Here is a 24,050-nt window from a genome sequence, read left to right on the forward strand (position 1 = left end):
ACACACGGAAGCACCTGAACCCGCGCGATCAAATCTTCCGAACACCCCCTTGTATCCGACGGGGCGTCCACACACGGTCATTCCGATCACCGGTGACCCCCGGGCGGCGGACGTCGCCGAGATCATCGAGAAGCAAATGCAGGGCCCGACCCGGCCGATCGCGATCGAGCTGCCGATACTGCCGGTCACCGCGCTTCCCGCCATCACCACGCGAGCCAAGGCGCTCGGCGTTCCGATCTGGATCAACACGCTGTTCCACGGTTTCGTGACCGGGATGGGCGGCGATCCGGAGGCGCGGCACGACCCGCAGGCGGTATGGGGTCGACTCGCCGATCAAGGCGTACGCCTGTTCCAGACGGACGCGGTCGAAGCCCTGCTCGCCTATCGCACCACGTGGGAGCGGGCGCGCCGCTGACCTTGCCATGCGCCGCGCCGTCGTGCTTCGGGCAGGGTCTTCAGGCAAGGACCAGCATGGCGAAGCGCAAACGCTATCTCACCGCGACGATGCCGGATGGCTACGTCAAGACGATCGGTCCGACGGCCGCGCCGCTCACGCATTACTGGCGGATCGTTGCCGTGACGGCGGACGGCAAGACGGAGGTGTTCTGGGGCCATGCGAAATCGCTGCGCGAGGCGACCGGGAAGCGCGCCGCGGCAGCGGATGCGGCGCGGCAGCGCGGCTGGCGCAGCTATGGGTTCGAGGCCGTCGAACTGGTCGAAAGCGCCGACCCGCCGCTTGCCTGAGCGCCGTCGGATCGCTCGCGATGCGCTGGCCTAAGCTGCGGCGGGCCGCGACGTAACGGGTCAGCCGGCCAGGGCGGCCGTGGTCGCCCCGTCCGCGTCGATCCAGCCGATGCCCCGCTCCGCCAGCCACGCATCCTGATAATAGGTGCAGGCATAACGGTCGCCGCCATCGCATAGCAGCGTGACGATGCTCCCCCTTTCGCCCCGCGCCGCCATCTCCTCGACGATCCGAAGGCACGCCCATAGGTTGGTACCCGTCGACCCGCCGACGTTGCGGCCGAGACGCCGGGACAGGGCACGCATGGCGCCGATGCTGTCGGCGTCGGCGACGGGGATCATGCGGTCGATTACGCTGGGGACGAAACTCGGCTCCACGCGGGGGCGGCCGATACCCTCGATACAGCTGCAGCATCCCTCCGGCAGCACGGTCTCGCCGCGATCGGCGAAGTGACGATGAAAGATCGAATGCTCGGGATCGGCGACGCACAGCCGGGTCGCATGGCGGCGATAGCGCAGGAATCGCCCGATGGTCGCCGACGTGCCACCGGTTCCCGCGCCACAGACGATCCATGACGGGGTCGGATAGCGCTCCTCCGCCATCTGCGCGAAGATGCTTTCGGCGATGTTGTTGTTGCCGCGCCAGTCGGTCGCGCGCTCCGCATAGGTGAACTGGTCGAGATAATGACCGCCCGTCTCGGCCGCGAGCCGGTGCGCGACGTCATAGACGGTGCGCGGATCGTCGACGGCATGGATCTCGCCGCCGTGGAAACGGATCGCGTCGAGCTTGGGCGCGGCGGTCGAGGCCGGGACGACGGCGATGAAACGCAGGCCGAGCATGCGCGCGAAATAGGCCTCGCTGACCGCGGTCGAACCCGACGATGCCTCGATCACGGTTGTCCCCGGACCGATCCAGGCGTTGCACAGCGCATAGAGGAACAGGGATCGGGCCAGCCTGTGCTTCAGGCTGCCGGTAGGATGGCTGCTCTCGTCCTTGAGGTACAGGTCAATGCCCGGATAGCGCGGCAGCGGCAGGTGGATGAGGTGCGTGTCCGCCGAACGGTTGAAGTCCGCCTCGATCCGTCGCACCGCCTCGTCGAGCCAGGCGCGCCGCGTCGCCTCGCATCCGTTATCGCCCCGCGCCATGCCGTCCCCCGCCTCAATCCGCTACAGAACCGTCCGAACCCGCCATAACTCGGGAAACAGCACGACGTCGAGCATCCGTCGAAGATAGGCGACACCCGACGTGCCGCCGGTCCCGCGCTTCAGGCCGATGATCCGCTCCACCGTCGTGACGTGATTGAAGCGCCAGCGGCGGAAATAGTCCTCGAAATCGACCAGCTTCTCTGCGAGCTCGTACAGGTCCCATTGCCCCGCGGGATCGGCATAGATGCGCGCCCAGGCGTCGACCAGCGCCTCGCTTTCGCCCCGCTGGTCGGCAAGGTCGCGGCGCTCCTGCTCCACGGCGAAGCCGCGACGCGCGAGTAGGCGGATCGCCTCGTCGTACAGGCTCGGCCGCGCCAGGATCGCGCGCAGCCGCGCATCCAGGTCGGCGCGGTGCGCATGCGGTTTCAGCATCGCCGCATTGCGGTTGCCGGCGACAAATTCGATCGCGCGATACTGGTAGGACTGGAAACCGGAGGACTGACCCAGCGAGGTGCGGAATTGCGAATATTCCGAGGGCGTCATCGTGCGCAGCACGTCCCACGCGCCGTTCAGCTGCTCGAAGATGCGTGCGACGCGGGTCAGCATCTTGAAGGCGACGTCGAGCCGGTCGCTCGCGATCGCCGCGCACGCCGCCTCCATCTCGTGCAGCGCGAGCTTGAGCCACAATTCGCTCGTCTGGTGCTGGACGATGAACAGCAGTTCGTCGTGCGCATCGGACAGCGGATGCTGCGCATCGAGGATCGCGTCCAGCGACAGATAGTCGCCATAGGACATGCGCCCGCGAAACGACATCTCGGCGCCGTCGCCCGCGGGGTCGTAGGGCCGGTCGCTCACGTCACCGCCTGCCGCACCTGGTAGCGGGGATCGCGCCATGCCTCGCTCGCCATGATCTCCCCCAGGATCGCCGCGCCGCGCGCCACCTCCGCATGGCCGAGATACAATGGCGTGAAGCCGAAGCGCAGGATGTCGGGCGCGCGCACGTCGCCGATCACGCCGCGATCGATCAGCGCCGCCATGATGGCATAAGCATCGGGATGGCGGAACGACACCTGGCTGCCCCGCCGGCGGCCGTCGCGCGGGCTGGCAAGCGTCAGCGTCGGGCAGCGTGCCTCCACCTCGGCAATGAACCGCTCCGACAGGTCGAGCGAGGCGGCGCGGACGTCGGCCATCGACACCCCGTCCCAGACGTCGAGCGCCGCCTCGAGCGCGGCGAGTGCGATGACCGGCGGCGTGCCGACGCGCATCCGCTCGATCCCCGCGCCGGGGCGATAGTCCGGAGCGAAGGCAAAGGGTTTCTCATGACCCATCCAGCCCGCGAGGGCAGGTCGCGCGTCGTCGGCATGGTCCGGCGCGACATAGATGAACGCCGGGGCACCCGGGCCGCCGTTGAGATATTTGTACGTGCAGCCGACTGCGAAATCCGCGCCGGCGGCGGACAGGTCGACGGGGATCGCGCCGGCCGAATGCGCCAGGTCCCAGACCGTCAGCGCACCGGCCGCATGCGCGTGCGCGGTCAACGCCGCCATGTCGTGCAACCGTCCGGTACGATAGTCGACCTCCGTCAGCATCACCGCGGCAACGTCCTCGTCGATCGCGTCTGCGACCGCCTCCGGCGCGACGACGCGCAACGCATGCCCCTGCCCCATCGTGTCGAGCAGCCCCTGGGCGATATACAGGTCGGTCGGGAAATTACCGCTGTCCGACAGGACGATCCGACGCTTTGGCCGTAGCGCGAGTGCGGCGGCGAGGGCCTGATAGACCTTGATCGACAGCGTGTCGCCGACCACGACGCTGCCCGCGGGCGCGCCGATCAGCCGGCCGATGCGATCCCCGACGCGTGGCGGCTGCGCCATCCAGCCCGCATCGTTCCAGGCCCGGATCAGCCGCTCGCCCCATTCCGCGCGGATCGTCCGCTCGACGCGTGCCGCCGCCGCGCGGGGCAGTGGTCCCAGCGAGTTGCCGTCGAGGTAGACCAGCCCCTCCGGCAGGTCGAACGCAGCACGCGTCGCCGCGAAGTCGGTCATGCAAGCCCGCGGCGGATGAGCAGTGCCTCGACATCGGCGTCGCGACCGCGGAACGCGCGGAAACTGTCCGCCGCCGGTCGGCTCGCACCGCGCGCCAGCACCTCGTCGCGGAAGGCATCGCCGGTCGCCCGGTCGACCAGCCCCGCCTCCGCGAACCGCCGGAAGCCGTCCGCCGCGAGGACCTCCGCCCACAGGTAGCTGTAATAGCCCGCCGCATAGCCCCCCGCGAAGATGTGGCTGAAGGCATGGGGAAAGCGATGCCAGGCAGGGGGGCGGATCACCGCCACCTCGTCACGAACCGCTTCCAGTACCTCGATCGGATCCGACCCCATCGTGCCAAGGTGCAGCAGCAGGTCGAACAGCGCGAATTCGACCTGCCGCACCACGAACAGCGCGGAGTGATATCGGCGCGCCGCCACCAGCTTCTCGAACATCTCCGGCGGCAGGGGCGCCCCGGTCTTGTAATGACCCGACATGCTGGTCAGCACCGCCCGGTCCCAGGCGAAATCCTCCATCAACTGGCTCGGCAGCTCGATCGCGTCCCACTCAAAGCCGCTCGTGCCGGCGATGCTGGGCCGATCGACGCGCGTGCACAGGTGATGCAGGCAATGCCCCGTCTCGTGCAGCAGCGTGACGACGTCGTTGTGGCTGAGCAGCGACGGCGCGTCCCCGCTCTTCGGCGCGAAGTTGCAGACGAGATAGGCGACCGGCACGCCGATCGTGTTGCCGTCGTTGAGCCGGGGCCGTGCCTCCGACATCCACGCGCCGCCGCGCTTGCCCGTCCGGGCATGAAGATCGACGTAGAGGCCCGCGAAGACGCGTCCCTCGTCATCCGCCACGTCGTAGTAATGCGCATCCTCGTGCCACAGCGCGACGTCGTCGCGCGGCGCGAGCCGGATGCCGAACAGGCGGTGGAGCAGCGCCTGCCAGCCCTCGACCACCCGCTCGACCGGGAAGTGGGCCCGCACCGCTTGCTCGTCGACCGCATAGCGCGAGCCACGCAGCCGTTCGCTGGCGAAGCCGACATCCCACGGCTGGAGGTCCGAAATCCCGAGCTCGTCCGCGGCGAATTCGCGCAGTTCGGCCAATTCCCGTTCCGCGATCGGTTTCGCCCGCCGCGCGAGGTCGCGCAGAAAGGCCAGTACTTCGGCCCCGTCGGGCGCCATCTTCGTCGCGAGCGACCATGCGACGGGATCGGTGAAGCCGAGCAGCCGTGACAGCTCGTGGCGCAGCTCGAGGATCCGCGCGATGCGGGGGCCGTTGTCGAATTGGCCGGCATGCGGCCCCTCGTCCGAAGCGCGGGTGCCGAAGGCGCGATAGACGCGCGCGCGCAGCGCACGGTCCTCCGCGAACGTCAGCACGGCATTGACGCTGGGTGCGTGCAACGTGACGAGCCAGCCGTCGAGACCCTTGGCCTTCGCCGCCGCCGCGAACATCGCCAGATCGGCTTCCGACAGACCCGCCAGCGTCGCGGGATCGGTGACATGCTCGCTCCACGCATCGGTCGCGTCGAGCACCGCGCTGCCAAAGGCGGTGGCCAGCTGCGACAGCTCGACCGACACGGCGGCGAAGCGTTCGCGCTCCGCCGCGTCCAGCGCGACGCCCGACAGGCGGAAGTCGCGCAGCGCGTGCTCCACCGCGACGCGATCCGCGCGCGGCAGCTCGGCGAAGGCGGGCGTCGCCGACAGCGCGACCAGCATGTCGTAGATGCCGCGGTCCTGGCGCAGACGCGTGCTCGCCTCGACCAATTTCCCCATACCCTCGGCATAGGCGGCGCGCAGCGCCGGCGTGTCGGCGACGCCATGCAGATGCGATACTGCCGACCACAGCGCGTCGATCGCGTTGCCGACCCGCTCCAGCGGCATCCACGCCTCCTCGAACGTGGTCGGTCGGTCGCGCGCGAGCATAGCCACCGTCGCATCTTGGTCGGCGATCGCCCGCTCCAGCGCCGGCAGGATCGCATCCGGCGTCAGTGCGTCGAACGGGGGCAAATCGGTGGGAAGCAGCAACGCGGAACTCGTCATCGTCATCCTCTCGACGGGCTCGATCCGACCGGATCGGGCCATGGTGGCAGGCCGAACATAGGGGCTTCACCGCGTCTATGCACGCCGCCTTCGGCCGAAATCCGGGACCGCGCCGGGGAACCTTCACGGCCGACACGGCTTGATCACGATGGAGGCGGCTCCCGCCGTGTCCGAGATCGCCGCAGTCACCGAGCGAGCCCGTCATGAAAGCCATCGTCGTCGTGGCGGCAATCCTCGCGTTTGCCGGCCTCTCCTCTTCTGCCTCCGCCTTGCGGTCACACGACGACGAGGTGCGCATCGCCATCTATCGCGGGCCAGCGGCCTGCGAGGATTGCGCCGAAGCACTGATGCGCGCGATCCACCGCGTCGACCCGCAGTATCGCGTCGATTTCGTCGGTCCGAACGAACGGCGCGACGTGTCGGCGCGGACGCTGTCCCGTTATACTGTCTATATCCAGCCCGGCGGTGGACAGGACATCGACGGCGCCCTGCACGCACTGGGCGATGGGCGGCGGTCTGCCATCCGGTCCTTCGTCGCCAACGGGGGCGGTTATATCGGCATCTGCATGGGTGCCTACCTCGCCGACCGCACGAACCTCGCGCTGATCGACGCGACGCTGGACAGCGAAGTCGGCCGGCCAGGCACGCAGGCGCATTCCGAAGCCGACACGGTCGTTGGAGTCCGTTGGGGCGACCGCCATCGCACCCTGTATTATCAGGACGGGCCCTATCTCCCGCAGGCTGCGGACAGGCCGGGATTCCGCCCCCTCGCCGCCTATCGCAATGGCGACATCGCCGCGGCCCGCTACAGCAGCGGCAAGGGCGTGGTCGTGCTGAGCGGCCCGCATCCGGAAGCCGATGCGTCTTGGTACCAGGACGCGGGGCTACCGCGATCGGCAGTGCCGCAGGATCGCCCGGTCGAGCTGCTGCTGCGTGAGATCCCGACGGTCCGCGCTGCGCGCCGCAATCCGCTGGCGTGGCCGATCGACCAGTTGCGGCGGATCGCCGCGACCTGATCGGTCTGCGTATCATTCTCCCCGTCTGCCATAGGAGACCTGGCCATGTTCATCCTCGCGCTTGCCCTCGCCGGCGTCTCGACACTGGATCGCTGCCTTGCCAGCGGCGATGCGGCGCGGGGCGTCACCGACGCGATGGCCGCCTGTTACGATGCGGACTATCGCCGCGCGGATGCCGAACTGAACGCGACCTACCGCACGACGATGCGCCGGCTGACCCCGAGCCGACAAGCCGTGCTCCGCGCCGCGCAGCGCCAATGGATCGCGCGTCGCGACGCCGCCTGCCCGCTGGACCTCAGTCCGGGCGCGGGAACGATCGTGCGGCTGGACCATCCGGCATGCCTCAGCAAGCAGACCGTAACGCGCATCGCCTGGCTGCGGCGATACCGCTGAACGCCACGCACGAACGGATCGCAAAGCCATTTCCCTGCGCACGATACGATCGCTCATCTTCCGGCAAGTGTCATGATCCGACAAAGCCCTTGTGCATCGCACAAAGCTGCGGCAGCTTCGGGACCGACCGGGAGACGCCATGCAGGATCGGCAGGTTTTCGATGAGATTTTCGGCGTCGGCGACGGGCAGCGCCCCGAACTCGGAGCGCTGACCGACTGGATCGGGCAGATGCCGGTCGCGGATCTGAAGCGACGCCACGATGCGGCGGAGGCCGCCTTCCGGCAGATCGGGATCACCTTCGCCGTTTATGGCGAGGAGGAGGCGGCGGAGCGGATCATCCCGTTCGATATCCTTCCCCGCGTATTCAGCGCGCGCGAATGGGCATCGCTGACCCGAGGGCTGGAACAACGCGTCGCGGCGATCAATGCGTTCCTGCTCGACATCTACGGCGAACGTCGCATCCTCAGGGACGGCATCGTTCCTGCCGACCTGATCCTGCGCAACCCACAGTTCGCCGCGCCGATCGCCGACATCCGCCCGCCGAAGAACGTCTTCGCGCATATCTGCGGCATCGATCTCGTCCGCACGGGACCGACGGACTTCTTCGTGCTGGAGGACAATGCGCGCACGCCGTCGGGCGTATCGTACATGATCGAGAACCGCGAGGCGATGCTGCGCCTGTGCCCGGAACTGTTCGCGATGTTCCCCGTACAGGCGGTCGACGGTTATCCCGATGCCTTGCTGTCGACCCTGCGCTCGGTCGCGCCCGACCGCGCGACGAACGAACCCGTCTGCGTGCTGCTGACGCCCGGCCCATTCAATTCGGCCTTCTACGAACACAGCTTCCTCGCCGACAATCTGGGCATCGAGCTGGTCGAGGCGGCGGATCTCGAGGTGCGTGACGACGTGGTGTGGATGCGGACGATTTCAGGTCCCGTCCGGGTCGACGTCATCTACCGCAGGATCGACGACGACTTCCTCGACCCGCTCGTCTTTCGCGCGGACTCGCTGTTGGGCGTGCCGGGGCTGATCGCCGCCTATCGCGCGGGCAACGTCGCGCTCGTCAACGCGCCCGGGACGGGGATCGCCGACGACAAGGCGATCTACAGCTACATGCCCGAAATCGTGCGCTATTATTCCGGCGGCGAGGCGCTGCTGCCCAATGTCCAGACGTTCCGCTGCCGCGAGCCGGAGGCGCTGGCCTATACGCTCGACCATCTCGACGAACTCGTCGTCAAGCTGGTGGACGGATCGGGCGGCTATGGCATGCTCGTCGGCCCGACCTCGTCGCGCGCCGAGATCGACCGTTTCCGCGCCGCGCTCAAGGCGGAGCCGCATCGCTACATCGCGCAGCCGACGCTGGCGCTGTCGACCTGCCCGACCCTGGTCGAGGACGGGCTTGCGCCGCGCCACGTGGACTTTCGCCCGTTCGTCCTGACCAGGGCGGACGGCATCACGATCACGCCCGGCGGCCTCACGCGCGTGGCGCTGCGCGAGGGGTCGCTCGTCGTCAATTCGAGCCAGGGCGGCGGCACCAAGGATAGCTTCGTGCTCGGCGACCCCTTCCTGACGCAGTCGCAGTCGCTGGAGGGCATGCACCAGAGCCAGATCCTGCCCGATCTGTTCACCGATCCGGCGACGGGAGGGCGCGCCTGATGCTGTCGCGTACCGCCGCCTCGCTCTATTGGCTCGGGCGCTACATCGAGCGGGCCGAGTTCACCGCTCAGCTGGTCGAGGCGACGCTGCGCCTTGATCAACTGGCGGCGCGTCCGGCGGGCAGCGAGGCCTGGTCTTCCGCGCTCGCCGTCGCCACCGCAACGGCGAGCTTCGAGGCGACGGGGGCGCCGCTGCAGCCGGCGGACGTCGCGCAATATCTGCTGCTCGCCGCTGCCAATCCGGGTTCGATCCGCTCCTGCATCGACGCCGCCCGCCACAATGCGCGCGCGGTGCGAACCGCTTTGTCGCGGGAGGCATGGCTGTCGATCAACCGCGCCTGGATCAGCGTGCGCGGCCACCAGCACCTGCGTGACAGCGAGCGCATCCTGAACCTGATCGAAGAGGTCAAGGCGGACGCACGCGGTTTCGAGGGTGCGCTGAACCGCATGCTCCACAACGAGGCGCGCGCCTTCATCGCGCTCGGCACCGCGGTGGAGCGGGCGAACGGGACGGCGCGGCTGCTCGACGTCAAATACCATCTCCTGCTGCCGCAGGGCGAAGCCGTCGGCGGCGCGGTAGACCGCGACCAATGGACGGGGATATTGCGCACCGTATCGGCGGTCACGGCCTATCGCTGGCTCTATCGACAAGGTCTTAGGCCCTGGCTCGTCGCCGACTTCCTGATCCTGCGCGACGAACTGCCGCGGTCGCTGATGGCGTCGATGGAGCGGATCGTCACGCTGCTCAACCGGATCGGCCAGCGGACCGGCATGCAGGGCGAGGCGGACCGGCTGGCGCGGCGGCAGCGCGGGGCGATGCGCGGCACCAGCATCGACAGCCTGTTCCAGGGCGGGCTCCACGAATATCTGGGCCGCTTCATCGGCGACATCGCCGATCTCGACCGCGCCATCTCGCAGCAGTTCCGGTTCACCTGATGCGCCTCATTGTTCGCCACCGCACGACCTATCGCTTCGCATCGCCCCAGGCCCGGCTGGTGCAGCTCGCCCGCCTTACGCCGCCCAGCTTCGCGGGGCAGACGGTGATCGGCTGGGAGATCGACGTGGATTGCGATGCACGGCTGCGCGCCACGCGCGACGGCTATGGCAACGACGTCACGATGATCTACGTCGACGGGCCGCTCGACGCGCTGACGATCGAGGTCGCCGGAGAGGTGCTGACCGAGGATCGCGCGGGGGTCGTGAGCGGAACGACGGAGCCGCTGCCCGCCGCGGTCTTCCTGCGCGGCTCGGCGCTGACGGTGGCGGATGCCGCCATCCATGCGCTTGCCGCCGAGGCGCTTGCGGCGGGCGCCACGCCGCTCGACCGGCTGCATGCGCTGAACCGCCTGCTCGCCACGCGGATGCGGTTCGATGCGACCGGCATGGACGTGCGGCGGGCGGCGGCGGACGCGCTGGCGATGGGTCACGGAGTCTGCCAGGACTTCGCCCATGTGTTCGTCGCCGCGGCGCGTGCCATGGACATACCCGCGCGCTACGTGTCCGGGCACCTGTTCCGTCGCGACGGTGCCGACGACCAGCCTGCGGCCCACGCCTGGGCGGAAGCCTGTGTCGGCGATCTCGGCTGGGTCGGCTTCGACAGCGCGAACGGCATCTGTCCGGACGATGCCTATGTGCGCGTCGCGATCGGGCTCGACTATCGCGAAGCCGCGCCAATCGCCGGTGCGCGTATCGGCGGGGGCGAGGAAACGCTGGACGTCGCGGTGTCGGTGACGCAGGCAGGGCACCAGCGGCAGAGTTGATGGAGCGGACTTTTCGGTGACCTACGGTCTGGGCATGCTGGTCGAAGAGGGACTGGTGATGATCGCGGACACGCGCACCAACGCCGGCGTCGACGACATATCCACTTATCGCAAGCTGCATCTCCTCGCCGCCGGCCCGGACCGGCTGCTCGTCGCCGCGACGGCGGGCAATCTCTCGGTGACGCAGCTGGTCCTGTCGACCCTGGCGGAGGGACTGCCGCCGACGGAGGAAGGCGGGCCGCCCCGCCGGCTCAGCGACGCACCGACGATGTTCCGGGCGGCCCAGCTGGTCGGCGAAGCGGTGCTCGCCGCCCGTCATCAGGTCTCGATCGGCCTCGCCGCGCAGGGCATCTCGACCGGCGTGTCGCTGCTGCTGGGCGGCCGGATCGGCTGCGAGCGACTGCGCCTGTACCTGTTCTACGAGGCCGGCAATTTCATCGAATGCCAACGCGACAAGCCGTTCCTGCAGGTGGGCGACATCAAATACGGCAAGCCCATCCTCGACCGCTCGCTCCGGTACGACATGCCGGCGAGCGAGGCGGTGAAACTGGGGCTGATCAGCTTCGACTCGACGATGCGCTCCAACCTGTCGGTAGGCCGTCCGATCGATCTGATCGTCATCCCGACCGATGCCGCCGCGCCGATCGTCTCGCGGCGGATCGAGGAACGCGACGCCTATTTCGACGACCTTTCGATGCGCTGGTCCATGCTGCTCGACGAAGTGCGCGCCACCATCCCGCCGCCGCCGTTCATGGCGGACTGACCGTCACAGGACGGCCTCGACGAGCCCGCGCGAGCGTGCCTCCGCAGCATCCAGGTACCAGTTGCTCGGGGCCTTCTCCATCAATTCGTCCAGCGAAACGTCCGATCCCCGCACGAGGTTGGTGAACCCTTCGTTCTGGATGGCGATCGATGCCCGCAGCTCGTTCAGCTTCGCCTCCACGGTCGCCACGCACCGCGTCAGCGGACCGTTGATCTCCAGGCTGGCCCCCATCAGCCGCTCGTGGATCATCAGTCGCGTGCCCCGGGTCAGATACCGGTTTTCGCGGAGGAAGAAGCTCATGAAGGTGACGCCCGCCGAATAGACCGCGGCCTTGCCGAGAAAGACGATGCGACGATCCGGCTCGATTTCGCTGCGGAAGCGGACATCCTCGCCCATCATCCGCGCGACCTCGGGATCGCCGCCGAGCGTCGACAGCTCGATGACGCACAATCCCTCTGCGGGCGCGGCGTCGAGCTGCTGGCGAAACTGCCCGTACATCGCCTGGTCGACCGTGCCGGACAGCAGGATCGCGGGCGCGCGGAAATCGAGGGGCTGAAGAGCATGGAAGGCCATGGCGACACAACGCGCGGCGACGCAGCGGTTCCCGCTTCCCGCGCTATGCCGGCCTCGTCGGTCAGGTCAGGTAGGCGTGGACGATCTCCACCAGTTCCTCGGCGGCGGCGCGCTGCACGCTATCGGCCGGCGCGGCGGGATCGACCAGATGCGCGCGGATATGGTCCTCGATCACCTCCGCGATGAAGCCGTCGAGCGCGCCACGGCAGGCGGTCGCCTGTTGCAGCACGCGCGTGCATTCGCGATCCTCCTCGACCGCACGCTCGATCGCCTCGATCTGGCCGCGCAGGCGCTTGAGCCGGTTGAGCAGCTTCTTCTTTTCCCTCTCGATGTGGCTCACGCCCGTCCGAACCTTCCATGACCGATTTTACACTTGATCCTATACCCCGGATGGGTATGCCGCGTCCATCGACGCGGGCGTACCGCGAGTCGATGGCCAAACGCGCCCCTGGCGCCTGACGAAGGACGACGATGAAACCCCGATCTAGCACCCTGTCCGGCGAGGGCGACAGTAGGAGCTTTGCTCCACTGATGCCGATCGCGGGACGTGCCCCGGTCGGGGAGATCGCGACCGCCGCCTGAACGGCGGTCCGTCGACCTCCCGGACCGGAAGTAATTTTTTCCCGGTCCCCAAGGAGGTCGCGATGACCCTTTTGCTCCTGCGCATAGAACGCCATGCCCATCTACGTCCCGTCGAGCCGCTAAGCCGTCGGGTCCGCCTGGCCGCGCGTCGTCCAGCCACGACGCGGCCGATGGACGAGGGCCCTGGCGCCACGGTCTGAACGCCGGCCCCTGCCCGGAAACATCTGAATCGAAATAGCACGCGGAGTTCGTGCCATGACCCAGCATGCCCTCGCGCTGCCGGCGGGTGATCCCGCCGCGCGCGCCGTCCGCCCCACCGCCCACCTCGATTGCGCGCACACCGGCGACATCATCGGTGCGTTCGGCACGATCGACGTCGCCGACACCGGTGCGCGCCGAAACTGGCGCCGCCGGCTCGCGACGCTGGCCGCGATCGTCGGCCCCGGCCTCATCGTCATGGTGGGGGACAATGACGCGGGAGCGTTCGGCACCTACACGCAGGCCGGCCAGAATTACGGCACGTCCCTGCTGTGGACGCTGCTGCTGCTCGTCCCGGTCCTCTATGTGAACCAGGAAATGGTGCTTCGGCTCGGCGCGGTGACGGGGGTCGGACACGCCCGGCTGATCTTCCAGCGGTTCGGCCGTTTCTGGGGAGCGTTCAGCGTCGTCGACCTGTTCCTGCTCAACGCCCTGACCATCGTCACCGAATTCATCGGGATCACGCTTGGCCTCGATTATCTCGGCGTACCGCGGCTCGCAGGCGTCGCCGTTGCCGCGCTGCTGATCATTACGGCGGCGAGTACGGGCAGCTTCCGCCGGTTCGAGCGCTTCATGATGATCCTCGTCTTCGGCTCGCTGCTCCTGATCCCGGTCGCCTTGGCGATGCATCCGCCGGTGCACGGCGTCGTGCACGACCTGGTCGTGCCGGGCCTGCCGCGGCACGGGCAACTGTCGGACGTGATGCTGCTGATCATCGCCATCGTCGGCACCACCGTGGCGCCATGGCAGCTGTTCTTTCAGCAGAGCTATCTCATCGACAAGCGCATCGGGCCGCAATTCATGGGGTATAGCCGCGTCGACCTCTGGATCGGCATCGCCGTCGTGATCGTTGGCGCGGTGGCAATGATCGCCTTCACCTCTGCCGCCTTTGCGGGAACGACGGGTGTCGGTCGCTTCACCGATGCCGGGGCGGTCGCGCATGCGATCGCCACGCGGGGCGGCCACGTCATGGGCGTGCTGTTCGCCATCGCCTTGATCGATGCGTCGATCATCGGCGCCTCGGCGGTGTCGCTCAGCACAGCCTATGCGATCGGCGACACTTTCGGCATCCGCCATTCGCTTCACCGCTCGCCCCGCGAGTCGATCGGCTTCTATTGCGTCTATGCGGGCCTTGTCGCCGTCGCCGCGGCGCTCGTGCTCATACCCGGCACGCCGCTCGGCCTGCTGACCAATGCGGTGCAGTCGCTGGCGGGGGTACTCCTGCCGAGCGCCACGGTCTTCCTGCTGCTCCTGTGCAATGACGCGGCCGTGCTGGGTCCGTGGCGCAACGGCCCTTGGCTCAACCTGTTCACCGGCGCGGTGATCGCGGTGCTGATCCTGCTGTCGGTCATCCTCACCGGCTCGGTGCTGATACCGGGATTCGGCGCCGGAGCGATGCTGTGGATCCTGGGCGTCGGTACGACCGTCGCGGCGATCGGCTGGCTGAGCCAGCGCGTGCTGGCGCGCGCGCCGGCGGACATCATCGACCGGTCCGGGCGTGCCGAATGGCGGATGCCGCCGCTCGATGCCCTGGCGCCGGCGAGGATCGGCCGCGGCGAACGGCTCTGGCTCGGGGCGCTGCGCCTGTATCTCGTGGTTGCCGGCGGCCTCGTCCTCGTCCGGATCATCCACCTTGCGCTGATGCATCAGCTGTAACATTCCGACGACAGGGGGATCGTCATGACCAGGTCCAATCCGCTGCTGGCGGGCGCATGCGCGCTCGCCGGCCTGCCGATCCATGCGCCAGCGCTCGCGCAAGAGGTGCAGGATCGTGCGCCGACGCAGACGGCGGCGACGGCTGCCGACGGCGAGGGCGCGTCGCCCGAGCGCTTCGCGCTGCACGGCCAGGCGACCTACGTCGTCCAGGCAACGCCGAGTTTCGCATCGCCCTATGCGGGACCCAACAGCCTGACCCCGAACCAGGCGCGCGAGACCGTCGACGTCACGTTGTTCGCCGGCCTGCGCCCCTGGGCCGGAGGCGAGGTCTGGATCAATCCGGAGGTCGACCAGGGCTTCGGCCTGTCGAATACGCTGGGCGTCGCCGGCTTCCCGAGTGCGGAGGCCTATAAGGTCGGGCGCAGGTCGCCCTATCTTCGCCTCCAGCGTGTGTTCCTGCGTCAGACGATCGCGCTCGGCGGCTCGCGCGAGGCGGTGGCGGGCAGCGCCAACCAGCTGGGCGGCGCACGTTCGACCGACCGCCTGGTGCTGACCATGGGCAAGTTCGGCGTCGGCGACATCTTCGACACCAACAGCTTTGCGCACGATCCGCGCGGCGACTTCCTCAACTGGTCGGCGGTCGACGCGGGCAGTTTCGATTATGCGGCCGATGCATGGGGCTATTCGACCGGCATCGCGGCGGAATGGTATCGCGGGCCTTGGACGCTCCGTGTCGGCGCCTTCAACCTGTCGAAAGTGCCCAACGGCGAAACGCTCGAATCGCGGTTCGGCCAATATCAGCTGGATGCGGAGGTGGAGCATCGCCACACGATCGACGGACAGCCGGGGGCATTGCGCGTCACGCTGTTCCGCAATCGCGGGCGCTTCGGCCGTTTCGACGATGCATTGTCGCTTGCCGCGCAGACCGGCGATCCGATCGATACCGCGTCGGTACGCCGCCGGCAGACGCGCCTCGGGGTTGCCGCCAATGCCGAACAGCAGCTCGGCGACGCGCTCGGCCTGTTCGCGCGGGCCGGCGTCGCCGACGGGTCCATCGAACCCTACGACTTCACCGATATCGATCGCACCGCGCAGCTTGGCATGGCGCTGAAGGGGGCGGCGTGGCACCGTGCGGCGGATACGGTCGGGGTCGTCGCCATCGTCAACGGCATCAGCCGGGATCATCGCGCCTATCTGGCCGCAGGCGGGATCGGCGTGCTGGTCGGCGATGGCCGCCTGCCCCATCCGGGCGCCGAATGGATCGGCGAGACCTATTACAAGTTCGTCGCGGCGCGCGGAATCGAGACGTCGCTGGATTATCAGCTGGTCGTCAACCCGGCCTATAATCGCGACCGGGGCCCGGCGAACATCGTCGCCGTACGGCTGCACGGTGCATTCTGAAGACAGGGGATACAGGCGCCGCGTATCGCGCTATCGCGCGACGGTACGAGGCTGACGAGAGGGACGAAGGCCATGCGCCGACATCGTGAAAAGCATCGCATCAACCGCACCGGCTGGCTGCGCGCGGCGGTGCTGGGCGCCAATGACGGCATCCTGTCGACCGCCAGCCTCGTGGTCGGCGTCGGTGCAAGCGGTGCGGATCGCCATGCGATCCTCATCGCCGGCGTCGCAGGTCTTGTTGCCGGCGCCTTTTCGATGGCGGCCGGCGAATATGTCTCCGTCAGCTCGCAGGCCGATCTCGAGGCTGCCGATCTGGCGCAGGAACATGCCGAGCTGGCCGACGACCCGCATGGCGAGGAGGCCGAGCTTGCCGCCATTCATCATGCGCGCGGACTGAGCTGGGAAACGGCGCGGCAGGTCGCGCGCGAATTGACGGCGCACGACCCGCTGGCTGCCCATGCGCGCGACGAACTCGGTATCACCGACAGCGGCGCGGCCCGTCCTGTCCAAGCGGCCGTTGCTTCGGCGGCATCCTTTTCCGTTGGTGCGGCGGTGCCGGTCGCGCTCGCCATCGTGTCGTCGCACGCGCTCGTGCTTCCCGTCGTGACGATCGGCGTGCTCGTGACGTTGTGCATCCTCGGCGCCGTCAGCGCCGCGGCCGGCGGCGCAAGTCAGGTCCGCGGCGCGCTTCGCGTCCTGCTCTGGGGCGCGCTGGCAATGGCCGCGACGGCGCTGATCGGCCATCTGGCGGGCACCACCGTATGACGGCAACGTGGCCGGGCGACGTCATGCCGCCCGGCCACAATGCTTATTGATGGCTGTCGTAGCGATCGGCCATCATCACCTTGTCCCATACGGCGACGAAGTCGCGGACGAAGCGTTCGTGCCCGCCCCGAGAGGCATAGACTTCGGTGATCGCGCGCAGCTGCGAATTCGCGCCGAAGATCAGGTCGCAGCGCGTCGCGCGGAAGCGCGTCTCGCCGCTGTCGCGGTCGCTGACCGTGAACGCATGGCCCGCCTCGTCCGCCTTCGCCCAGACATAGTCCATGCTCGTGACGACATCGAAGAAGTCGGTCGTCAGCACGCCGACACGGTCCGTGAACAGGCCGGTATCGGACCCGTCCCAATTCGCGCCGAGCGCACGCAATCCCCCGGTCAGCACCACCCATTCGGGCGCGCTCAGCGCGAGCAGATTTGCCTTGTCGAGGAAGAGTTGCTCGGGCGAAAGCTTGCCGCCGGTGATCGTGTCGAACTGATCGTCGACATAGTTGCGGAAACCGTCGACGACGGGCTTCAGCCACTCGAAGCTGTCGGCGTCGGTCCGCGCGTCGTCGGTATCCATCCGGCCCGGGACGAAGGGGACGTCGATCGCGAGGCCGGCGTCGGCCGCCGCCTTCTCCACCGCGGCACAGCCCGCGAGCACGATCAGATCCGCCAGCGAGACCTTCTTTCCACCCGGCGCCGAGCCGTTGAAACCGTCCATTAGCTCGCGCAACCGCGCGATCACCGGCAGCGTGCGGCGATTGACCGCCCAGTCCTTCTGCGGTGCCAGTGCGATGCGCGCACCGTTTGCGCCGCCGCGTTTGTCGCTGTGGCGATAGGTCGATGCCGCCGAGAAGGCGGTGAAGGCGAGGTCGGAAACGCTGAGCCCGGTTTCGAGGATGCGCCGCTTCAGCGATGCGGCATCATCGGCATCGATCAACGGGTGATCCACCGGCGGGATCGGATCCTGCCACAACAGGTCGTCCTGGATCGTCTTCTCGGCCCCCAGGTACCGCTCCTTCGGCCCCATGTCGCGGTGCGTCAGCTTGTACCAGGCCTTGGAGAATTGCTCGGTGAAATAGTCGAAGTCGTTGAGGAAGCGCTCGCAGATCCCGCGATAGACGGGATCGACCTTCAGCGCGATGTCGCTCGTCATCATCATCAGCGGATGCGTCTTGCCGGGGATGTGCGCGTCCGGCGTGTGCGGCGCGGTCTTGTCGACGGGCGTCCACTGCAACGCACCGGCCGGGCTCTTCGTCTGCTCCCATTCGAACTTGAACAGGTTTTCCAGGTAGCTGTTGTCCCAGGTCGTCGGGTCGGGCGTCCAGCTGCCCTCGATGCCGTTTGTCATCGTGAATTCGCCGGCGCCCGTGCCCTCCGGGTTGTGCCAACCGAGACCCATCTCTTCGATCGGCGCCATCTCCGGCGGCGCACCGATGCGGTCGGCCTTGACCATGCCGTGGCTCTTGCCGAAGGCATGGCCGCCGGCGATCAGCGCGACCGTCTCCTCGTCGTTCATCGCCATGCGCGTGAAGGCCACCCGGATGTCGCGTGCCGACCCCATCGGGTCGCCGCTGGCATAAGGGCCTTCCGGATTCACGTATATCAGCGCTTGATGCGTGGCGGCAAGCGGCTGTTCGAGATCATAATCCGCGTCGCCGTTGCGGCCCCGCCACCGTTCGTCCCGGTTGACCATCTCGTCGAACGACGAGACCGTGGTCATGTCGACGTGCTCCGGACCCCAATAGGTCGCGTCGTCCGCCTCCCAGGCATCACGCCGGCCACCGGCATAGCCATAGGTGGGGAAGTTCATGATCTCGAGCGCGCAATTGCCGGTCAGCACCATAAGGTCGCCCCAGGACAGCGCATCGCCATATTTCTGCTTGATCGGCCAGATCAGGCGACGTGACTTGTCGGTGTTGCCATTGTCCCACCAGCTGTCGATCGGCGCGAACCGCTGGAGTGCCTCGCCGGCGCCCCCTCGCCCGTCCGCGATGCGATAGGTGCCCGCGGCGTGCCAAGCCATGCGGATCATCTGTGGCCCGTAATTGCCATAGTCGGAAGGCCACCAGGCGACCGAACTCGTCAGGAACGCCTTGATCTCCGCCTTTAGGGCCTGAAGGTCGATCGCCTCGAATGCGGCCTTGTAATCGAAGTCGTCGCCCAGCGGATTGGCGCGCGGGCCGTTGCGATGCAGCTGCTCGACGCGAAGCCGGTTCGGATACCAATCCTGCAGCGTCGGCTTGCTGGTGAACGCGCCGCCGATCCGGTCACCGCCAAAGGGACACTTGCCCGCCAATACGTCCTTGTAATCGTTCATGAAGCTGCTCCTGCGCGGTCGGTCGGCGGATCGGACGCGCGTCCGAGACGCGCCCGGCACCACGGTTAGGTCCGGTTCGCGCCTGATCCACGTCAGCAAAGAACGTTGGAGTGCCGCATTGCGTTTCGTAAATTCGCGTTCATGGCCTCGCTTTGTCCGACACCGGCCATTCGCGTGCGAAGCCATTGGCTAAGGCCGCAATTCAGGCCATCGTGCCGCCGCCCGATCCCGCTGCCCGGCAAGAGCGCAGGCGGATCGCCACATGAAGAGGGGGACCAAAAATGCACCATCTGCTCCGCGCCGCGACGATCGCTGCCCTGCCCGCCGCCCTGCCCATCGCCGCGCCTGCCGCCGTCGCGGTCCAGGCGCCGGTGCCGGGCGTAGCTGCGCCGGTCGCCAGCGAAGACGCGCGTCTCACCGCCTTTCTGGACGCGCAGTTCGCCGAGGAGATGGCGATGCGCCCGCAGCTGGCGACGCGGCTCGGCAGCAAGGAGGGGCAGGATCGGCTCGACGACAACAGCGATGCCGCGATGCTGAAGCGGCTGGAATGGCGCCGGGCCAGCGTCGCGGCGATGAAGCGGCAGTTCGACCGCGCCCGCCTGTCCCCCGCTGCGCAGGCGAATTATGACATCTGGGCGCTGGAACTCGACCGCGCTGAAACCGGCTACAAATACCGTCGCTACCAGCCCCCGTTCTACTCGTTCCTCTATTCCGTGCACGCCGAACTGCCGAACTTCCTGATCAACACGCATACGGTTCGGGACACGCGCGACATGCAGGCCTATGCCGCGCGGCTGCGCGCGATCCCGGCGGTGCTCGACGATGCGATCCTGCGCAGCAAGGCGTCGGATGCCGCCGGCATCAGGGCACCGAAATTCGAGATGGAGCGCGTCATCGCGGGCAGCCGGGCGATCATCACCGGGGCACCGTTCGACGGCGGAGCGGATTCGCCGCTATGGGCCGATGCAAAGGCGAAGGTCGCGGGTCTCAAGCTTTCGGCCCCGCAAGCCGCCGCGCTGCTCGATGACGCGCGCGCCTCGCTGCTGACGATCAAGCCCGCCTATGAGCGGGTCATCGCCTGGGCCGAGGCCGATCTGCCGACCGCGCCGTCGGGACGGGTCGGCGCCAACTCCCTCCCCGGCGGGGCCGAATGGTATGCCGCCGCGCTGCGGACCAACACCACCACCGATCTCACCGCCGAGCAGATCCACCAGATCGGCCTCAAGGAGGTGGCGCGGATCGAGGGTGAGCAGGACAAGCTCGCGCGGCAGGCGGGGCTGAAGGACCGGCAGGCTTATTACGACCAGCGTGCGAAGCTGTTTCCGCCGGCGCCCTACACCGACGCGTCGCGCGCCGCCTATCTGAAGACCGCGAACGATGCGATCGCGCATACCCGAACACTGCTGCCGACCTATTTCGGGCTCCTGCCCGCCTACAAGGTTGAAGTCGTGCGCGAGCCGTCGTTCAGCGAGGTTGCGGGCGGCGCGGCGCACGCCGCCGGACCCAGCCCCGACGGCGTGCGGCCGGGGCGCGTCTATGTTCACCTGCTCGGCAACGCCGAGGATCCCGCCGCGGTCTACGACCTGATGTGCCACGAGGGGATTCCGGGCCATGTCATGCAGGGCGACATCCAGGCGCGCCAGACCGGCGCGCCCAAGTTCCGGCGCGCCTATGGCTATGTCGCGTTCGGCGAAGGCTGGGGCCTGTACAGCGAGGCATTGTGCAAGGAGATGGGCGCCTATCCCGATCTCGCCGCCGATTTCATGCGGCTCGACCAGGAACTGTTCCGTGCCGCGCGTCTCGTCGTCGACACCGGCATCCATGCCAAGGGCTGGACCGAGCAGCAGGCGATCGACTTCATGATCACCACCGGCCGCAGCGGTCCGGATCAGGCACGATCCGAGGTGCGCCGCTACATAACGCTGCCGGGCCAGGCGACGGGCTACAAGATCGGCATGCTCAAGATCATGGCGCTCAGGGCCAAGGCGCAGGACGCGCTGGGCTCCAAATTCGATATCAAGGGCTTCCACGACCTGTTGATCGGGTCCGGTTCCATGCCGCTGTCGGTGCTGGAGAACCGCGTCGACGATTGGATCGCGCGTCGCCGCGCCGGCTGAACGAAGGATAACGACTGCATTCAGCGAAGACTCAAGGGCGATTCGCCATAAGCATCCTTGTCGACGCCCAATCGGGGCCGACCCGTTCTGGTGATGGGAGCAGGCAAGATGTTCAAGAAGTTTTCGATCGGTGCCGGTGCACTGGCGATGGGCCTGATGTCGCTGGCCCCGGTCGCGGCGCAGGCGCAGGATTATTATGGCCGTGGCTACAACGACTATTACGGCCGCAGCTATGACGACGGCTATCGTAATCACGACCGTGCGTATCGTCAGGCGTACCGCGACGGCTGGAACCAGGGTCCGCGTTACTACCAGGGCCAGCGTTACTATCACGACGCCGGCGACTATCGCTATGCGCCGCGCCGCTGCCAGAACGGCACGGCGGGCAGCGTGATCGGCGCGATTGCAGGTGGCCTGCTGGGCCGTACGATCGACACGCGGGGCGACCGCACCCTGGGTACCGTGCTCGGCGCCGGCGCCGGCGCATTGGCCGGTAACGCCGTCGCGCGCGCCGATAACCCGGCCTATTGCCGCCGCTGATCGCGCCTCGCGTCCATCAGCATGAGGGGGAGGCGACATCCGCGAGGATGTCGCCTCTCTCATTTCGTGCGATCGTCATCGCTCTTGGCGCGGATCGCGGCAAACTCCGATTGGGAATGCCACATGGGCCAGTCGTGCCCGGCCGCCAGGTCGAAGCCGACGCGCCGGATCAGGTCGACGTCCGCCGCTGCGCCCGCGAGGTTCCATGTCGGCGACCAGGCGTCGCACGTCTGGTGATAGCAACGCATATATTCGTCCAGCCAGCGCTGGCCCGCCACGCGACCGCCGTCGACCAGATCGGGCGCGCCGCTGATCGCCATCAGCAGAAGCGTCGGCACGCCGCGCCGGGCGAGCGAGAAATGATCGGCGCGATAGAAGAGCCCGCGCTCCGGCAGCGCCTCTGGCGTCACGATCCTTCCCTGTGTTTTCGCGGCGGCGGCGAGCTGGTCCTCCAGGCTGTTCTGACCGTTGCCGACCAGCAGGACGTCATGTGACGGTCCCGCGGTCTGCAGGATGTCGAGCGTCAGGTTCGCGACCGTCTTCGCCAGCGGATAGATCGGATGCGCGGCATAGGTTTCCGAACCGAGCAGCCCCCTCTCCTCGCCCGTCCACAGGGCGAACACCTGGGTCCGCGTCATGGGTGGCACCTTCGCCGCCGCGCGCGCGATCGCAAGCACCCCCGCCACACCCAGCGCATCGTCGTTAGCGCCGGGGCGCACCGTCCGCCCCTCCGCGTCCGGCACCCCCTGGCCATAGGCGTCCCAATGCGCCCCATAGATGATGGTCTCTTCGGGCCGGCTGCGCCCGGTGCGCTTCGCGATCACGTTGCGGCTTTGCGCACGCGTCACGGCGACGGGCAGGTCCACCGATAGGCCGGTTCCCTTCAGGGGAACGGGACGGAAATCGGCTCGCCGCGCCGCGGCGCGCAGCGTCGCGAGGTCGAGGCCCGCCTTGGCGAACAGACGGTTGGCGGCACTTCCTTCGATCCATCCCTGCACGGCGACGCGGGGCATGGACGGATCGGCGACATCGTAATTTTCACCGCCCGGCGCAGTGACAATCGCCCAGCCATAGCCGGCGCCCGGCGTATCGTGGATGATCAGCGCGCCGATCGCGCCACGTCGCGCCGCTTCCTCGAACTTATATGTCCAGCGGCCGTAATAGGTCATGCGCCGGCCGCCGAACCGTCCTGCCGCATCGTCCCCCGGTCCCGCCTCGAAATCCGGGTCATTGATCAGGAAGACCGCAACCTTGCCGCGCAGGTCCACGCCCTTGAAATCGTCCCAGTTACGCTCCGGTGCGCTGACGCCGTAGCCGACGAAGACCAGCGGCGCTTTCGTCACGCGCAGGCGGCTTTGAGGCCGGACGGTGGAAAGATAGACGTCGCGTCCCGGGGCCAAGGCCGTATCGTTCGCGACCACCTCTCCCTGGCCGACTTTGGTGCGGATCAGCGGCACCGGCTGCGTCCAGCTACCATCGGCACCGCCGGGCTCCAGGCCCGCCGCCTTGAACTGCGCGATCAACCAGGCGACCGTCTTCTCCTCGCCCGGCGTTCCCGGGGCACGCCCCTCGAACGCAGGCGACGCCAGCGTCCGGACGTCGGCCGAGAGGCGCTCGGGCTGCGTCGAAACGTCCTGCGCTTGGCCGGCGACGGCGCCGGCGGATGCGACGGCAGCCAGCGCGGCACGGTAAAGGATGACAATTCGCGACATGACGCCCCGTCTTTCAGAAGGTTGGCCGGCGACGCTATCAAGTCGATACGTCACTGGCGAGGGCATCGGTCACCGTAGTCGTCGCACCCTCACGGCACGCCGCCCGGGCGCGGTCGCGATATAGCTGCCGAGAGACCCTGGCTTGATCGTGACGACATCGCCTTCGCGCAGACGGTTCATCGACTGCTCGGTCGTCTCCCAGACGCCGCCATCGTCCAGCGTGAAGCGTATCAATCCGCCCGGCTGCGAAGCCGATGCGCGCATCGTCCCGACGAGCTGCTTCAGACTGTCGTCGTCCTTGCCATCTCCGAACAATTTGATCGAAGGCAAGGAAAAGCCGAACAGCGACCGCTTCGTCTTCTGCACCTGCTCGCGATCCAGCACGACGATGTCCTTGCGCTGCCGCGCCTCGTCGACCGCTTTCGAGACGCGATCGTAACAGGCCAGCCGCTCGTTATTGTCGGCGATGGCCCGGCAACTTGCCAACGTCTGTAACAAATTGTTTCCGCTTTCCTGCACAGGCGCGGCGATCATCAGCAATAGGGTCAGCATAGGGTACCTTTATTCGGTCAGGAAATACGTCAG

At 67.8% G+C, this 24,050-nt stretch carries 22 protein-coding genes; 13 read left to right on the forward strand and 9 right to left on the reverse strand.

Annotated elements, in window-relative coordinates:
- The first annotated feature begins 49 nt into the window (after positions 1-49).
- Positions 50-415, forward strand: a complete 366-nt coding sequence (locus IQ292_RS14605) for a hypothetical protein (protein WP_275298336.1) — start codon at positions 50-52, stop codon at positions 413-415.
- 56 nt (positions 416-471) lie between these two features.
- On the forward strand, positions 472-744 hold the full coding sequence (locus tag IQ292_RS14610) for a hypothetical protein (protein ID WP_203311061.1): 273 nt from the start codon (positions 472-474) through the stop codon (positions 742-744).
- A 60-nt stretch (positions 745-804) separates the two neighbouring features.
- Here IQ292_RS14610 and IQ292_RS14615 read toward each other — a convergent pair whose 3' ends face one another.
- From IQ292_RS14615 to IQ292_RS14630, 4 genes are read right to left on the reverse strand one after another with little or no spacing between them, the layout of a single operon-like run.
- Positions 805-1,887 (reverse strand): PLP-dependent cysteine synthase family protein, encoded by a 1,083-nt coding sequence (locus IQ292_RS14615; RefSeq protein WP_203311062.1) that lies wholly within the window; start codon positions 1,885-1,887, stop codon positions 805-807.
- A gap of 21 nt (positions 1,888-1,908) precedes the next feature.
- Positions 1,909-2,742 carry a tryptophan 2,3-dioxygenase gene (gene kynA, locus IQ292_RS14620; RefSeq protein WP_338057640.1) on the reverse strand — a complete coding sequence of 278 codons (834 nt, stop codon included), beginning with the start codon at positions 2,740-2,742 and terminating at the stop codon, positions 1,909-1,911.
- Entirely contained in the window at positions 2,739-3,932 is a 1,194-nt protein-coding gene (kynU, locus tag IQ292_RS14625) for a kynureninase (RefSeq protein ID WP_203311063.1), read from the reverse strand. Before kynU ends, kynA begins: the two co-directional genes overlap by 4 nt.
- Positions 3,929-5,956 carry a M3 family metallopeptidase gene (locus IQ292_RS14630; RefSeq protein ID WP_420853703.1) on the reverse strand — a complete coding sequence of 676 codons (2,028 nt, stop codon included), beginning with the start codon at positions 5,954-5,956 and terminating at the stop codon, positions 3,929-3,931. The genes kynU and IQ292_RS14630 overlap by 4 nt, the downstream gene beginning before the upstream one ends.
- Positions 5,957-6,159: 203 nt before the next feature.
- Here IQ292_RS14630 and IQ292_RS14635 point away from each other — a divergent pair, with 203 nt between their 5' ends.
- The 6 genes from IQ292_RS14635 (at position 6,160) to IQ292_RS14660 (ending at position 11,544) form a co-directional block, all read left to right on the forward strand.
- On the forward strand, positions 6,160-6,972 hold the full coding sequence (locus IQ292_RS14635; protein ID WP_203311064.1) for a BPL-N domain-containing protein: 813 nt from the start codon (positions 6,160-6,162) through the stop codon (positions 6,970-6,972).
- Between the two features lie 45 nt (positions 6,973-7,017).
- Positions 7,018-7,365 (forward strand): lysozyme inhibitor LprI family protein, encoded by a 348-nt coding sequence (locus IQ292_RS14640; RefSeq protein ID WP_203311065.1) that lies wholly within the window; start codon positions 7,018-7,020, stop codon positions 7,363-7,365.
- A 139-nt stretch (positions 7,366-7,504) separates the two neighbouring features.
- A complete protein-coding gene (locus IQ292_RS14645; protein WP_203311066.1) occupies positions 7,505-9,022 on the forward strand; it encodes a circularly permuted type 2 ATP-grasp protein in 1,518 nt (505 codons plus the stop codon).
- The gene (locus IQ292_RS14650; RefSeq protein ID WP_203311067.1) at positions 9,022-9,957 is read left to right on the forward strand and encodes an alpha-E domain-containing protein; all 936 of its coding nucleotides are present in this window, start codon (positions 9,022-9,024) and stop codon (positions 9,955-9,957) included. The genes IQ292_RS14645 and IQ292_RS14650 overlap by 1 nt, the downstream gene beginning before the upstream one ends.
- A complete protein-coding gene (locus tag IQ292_RS14655; protein ID WP_203311068.1) occupies positions 9,957-10,781 on the forward strand; it encodes a transglutaminase family protein in 825 nt (274 codons plus the stop codon). The genes IQ292_RS14650 and IQ292_RS14655 overlap by 1 nt, the downstream gene beginning before the upstream one ends.
- A 16-nt stretch (positions 10,782-10,797) precedes the next feature.
- Entirely contained in the window at positions 10,798-11,544 is a 747-nt protein-coding gene (locus tag IQ292_RS14660; protein ID WP_203311069.1) for a proteasome-type protease, read from the forward strand.
- A 3-nt stretch (positions 11,545-11,547) separates the two neighbouring features.
- On the opposite strand, the gene IQ292_RS14665 is transcribed toward IQ292_RS14660, so the two are convergent.
- A complete protein-coding gene (locus tag IQ292_RS14665; protein ID WP_203311070.1) occupies positions 11,548-12,117 on the reverse strand; it encodes a ClpP family protease in 570 nt (189 codons plus the stop codon).
- A 61-nt stretch (positions 12,118-12,178) separates the two neighbouring features.
- Entirely contained in the window at positions 12,179-12,457 is a 279-nt protein-coding gene (locus IQ292_RS14670; RefSeq protein WP_203311071.1) for a metal/formaldehyde-sensitive transcriptional repressor, read from the reverse strand.
- Positions 12,458-12,954: 497 nt separating this feature from the next.
- On the opposite strand from IQ292_RS14670, the gene IQ292_RS14675 reads away from it, so the two are divergent.
- From IQ292_RS14675 to IQ292_RS14685, 3 genes are all read left to right on the forward strand, one after another.
- Positions 12,955-14,613 (forward strand): NRAMP family divalent metal transporter, encoded by a 1,659-nt coding sequence (locus IQ292_RS14675; RefSeq protein WP_203311072.1) that lies wholly within the window; start codon positions 12,955-12,957, stop codon positions 14,611-14,613.
- Between the two features lie 24 nt (positions 14,614-14,637).
- Positions 14,638-16,014: a carbohydrate porin gene (locus tag IQ292_RS14680; protein WP_203311073.1), complete on the forward strand. Its 1,377-nt coding sequence runs from the start codon at positions 14,638-14,640 to the stop codon at positions 16,012-16,014.
- A 72-nt stretch (positions 16,015-16,086) separates the two neighbouring features.
- A complete protein-coding gene (locus IQ292_RS14685) occupies positions 16,087-16,779 on the forward strand; it encodes a VIT1/CCC1 transporter family protein (RefSeq protein WP_203311074.1) in 693 nt (230 codons plus the stop codon).
- 43 nt (positions 16,780-16,822) lie between these two features.
- Here IQ292_RS14685 and katG read toward each other — a convergent pair whose 3' ends face one another.
- Entirely contained in the window at positions 16,823-19,096 is a 2,274-nt protein-coding gene (gene katG, locus IQ292_RS14690) for a catalase/peroxidase HPI (RefSeq protein ID WP_203311075.1), read from the reverse strand.
- Positions 19,097-19,377: 281 nt separating this feature from the next.
- On the opposite strand from katG, the gene IQ292_RS14695 reads away from it, so the two are divergent.
- Both IQ292_RS14695 and IQ292_RS14700 read left to right on the forward strand, forming a co-directional pair.
- Entirely contained in the window at positions 19,378-21,213 is a 1,836-nt protein-coding gene (locus IQ292_RS14695) for a DUF885 domain-containing protein (RefSeq protein ID WP_203311076.1), read from the forward strand.
- 108 nt (positions 21,214-21,321) lie between these two features.
- A complete protein-coding gene (locus IQ292_RS14700; protein ID WP_203311077.1) occupies positions 21,322-21,753 on the forward strand; it encodes a glycine zipper 2TM domain-containing protein in 432 nt (143 codons plus the stop codon).
- A 59-nt stretch (positions 21,754-21,812) separates the two neighbouring features.
- On the opposite strand, the gene IQ292_RS14705 is transcribed toward IQ292_RS14700, so the two are convergent.
- Positions 21,813-23,465 carry a M28 family metallopeptidase gene (locus IQ292_RS14705; protein ID WP_203311078.1) on the reverse strand — a complete coding sequence of 551 codons (1,653 nt, stop codon included), beginning with the start codon at positions 23,463-23,465 and terminating at the stop codon, positions 21,813-21,815.
- 69 nt (positions 23,466-23,534) lie between these two features.
- The gene (locus tag IQ292_RS14710; RefSeq protein WP_203311079.1) at positions 23,535-24,017 is read right to left on the reverse strand and encodes a hypothetical protein; all 483 of its coding nucleotides are present in this window, start codon (positions 24,015-24,017) and stop codon (positions 23,535-23,537) included.
- Between the last annotated feature and the right edge of the window lie 33 nt (positions 24,018-24,050).

The sequence above is a fragment of the Sphingomonas beigongshangi genome (assembly GCF_016820445.1).
In the GTDB taxonomy this organism is placed as follows: domain Bacteria; phylum Pseudomonadota; class Alphaproteobacteria; order Sphingomonadales; family Sphingomonadaceae; genus Sphingomonas; species Sphingomonas beigongshangi.

Coding starts and splice junctions, on each gene's coding strand:
- IQ292_RS14610 (WP_203311061.1), top strand. CDS start 472: ATGGCGAAGCGCAAACGCTATCTCACCGCGACGATGCCGGATGGCTAC.
- IQ292_RS14615 (WP_203311062.1), bottom strand. CDS start 1,887: ATGGCGCGGGGCGATAACGGATGCGAGGCGACGCGGCGCGCCTGGCTC.
- kynU (WP_203311063.1), bottom strand. CDS start 3,932: ATGACCGACTTCGCGGCGACGCGTGCTGCGTTCGACCTGCCGGAGGGG.
- IQ292_RS14630 (WP_420853703.1), bottom strand. CDS start 5,956: ATGACGAGTTCCGCGTTGCTGCTTCCCACCGATTTGCCCCCGTTCGAC.
- IQ292_RS14635 (WP_203311064.1), top strand. CDS start 6,160: ATGAAAGCCATCGTCGTCGTGGCGGCAATCCTCGCGTTTGCCGGCCTC.
- IQ292_RS14640 (WP_203311065.1), top strand. CDS start 7,018: ATGTTCATCCTCGCGCTTGCCCTCGCCGGCGTCTCGACACTGGATCGC.
- IQ292_RS14645 (WP_203311066.1), top strand. CDS start 7,505: ATGCAGGATCGGCAGGTTTTCGATGAGATTTTCGGCGTCGGCGACGGG.
- IQ292_RS14650 (WP_203311067.1), top strand. CDS start 9,022: ATGCTGTCGCGTACCGCCGCCTCGCTCTATTGGCTCGGGCGCTACATC.
- IQ292_RS14655 (WP_203311068.1), top strand. CDS start 9,957: ATGCGCCTCATTGTTCGCCACCGCACGACCTATCGCTTCGCATCGCCC.
- IQ292_RS14665 (WP_203311070.1), bottom strand. CDS start 12,117: ATGGCCTTCCATGCTCTTCAGCCCCTCGATTTCCGCGCGCCCGCGATC.
- IQ292_RS14675 (WP_203311072.1), top strand. CDS start 12,955: ATGACCCAGCATGCCCTCGCGCTGCCGGCGGGTGATCCCGCCGCGCGC.
- IQ292_RS14680 (WP_203311073.1), top strand. CDS start 14,638: ATGACCAGGTCCAATCCGCTGCTGGCGGGCGCATGCGCGCTCGCCGGC.
- IQ292_RS14685 (WP_203311074.1), top strand. CDS start 16,087: ATGCGCCGACATCGTGAAAAGCATCGCATCAACCGCACCGGCTGGCTG.
- katG (WP_203311075.1), bottom strand. CDS start 19,096: ATGAACGATTACAAGGACGTATTGGCGGGCAAGTGTCCCTTTGGCGGT.
- IQ292_RS14695 (WP_203311076.1), top strand. CDS start 19,378: ATGCACCATCTGCTCCGCGCCGCGACGATCGCTGCCCTGCCCGCCGCC.
- IQ292_RS14700 (WP_203311077.1), top strand. CDS start 21,322: ATGTTCAAGAAGTTTTCGATCGGTGCCGGTGCACTGGCGATGGGCCTG.
- IQ292_RS14705 (WP_203311078.1), bottom strand. CDS start 23,465: ATGTCGCGAATTGTCATCCTTTACCGTGCCGCGCTGGCTGCCGTCGCA.
- IQ292_RS14710 (WP_203311079.1), bottom strand. CDS start 24,017: ATGCTGACCCTATTGCTGATGATCGCCGCGCCTGTGCAGGAAAGCGGA.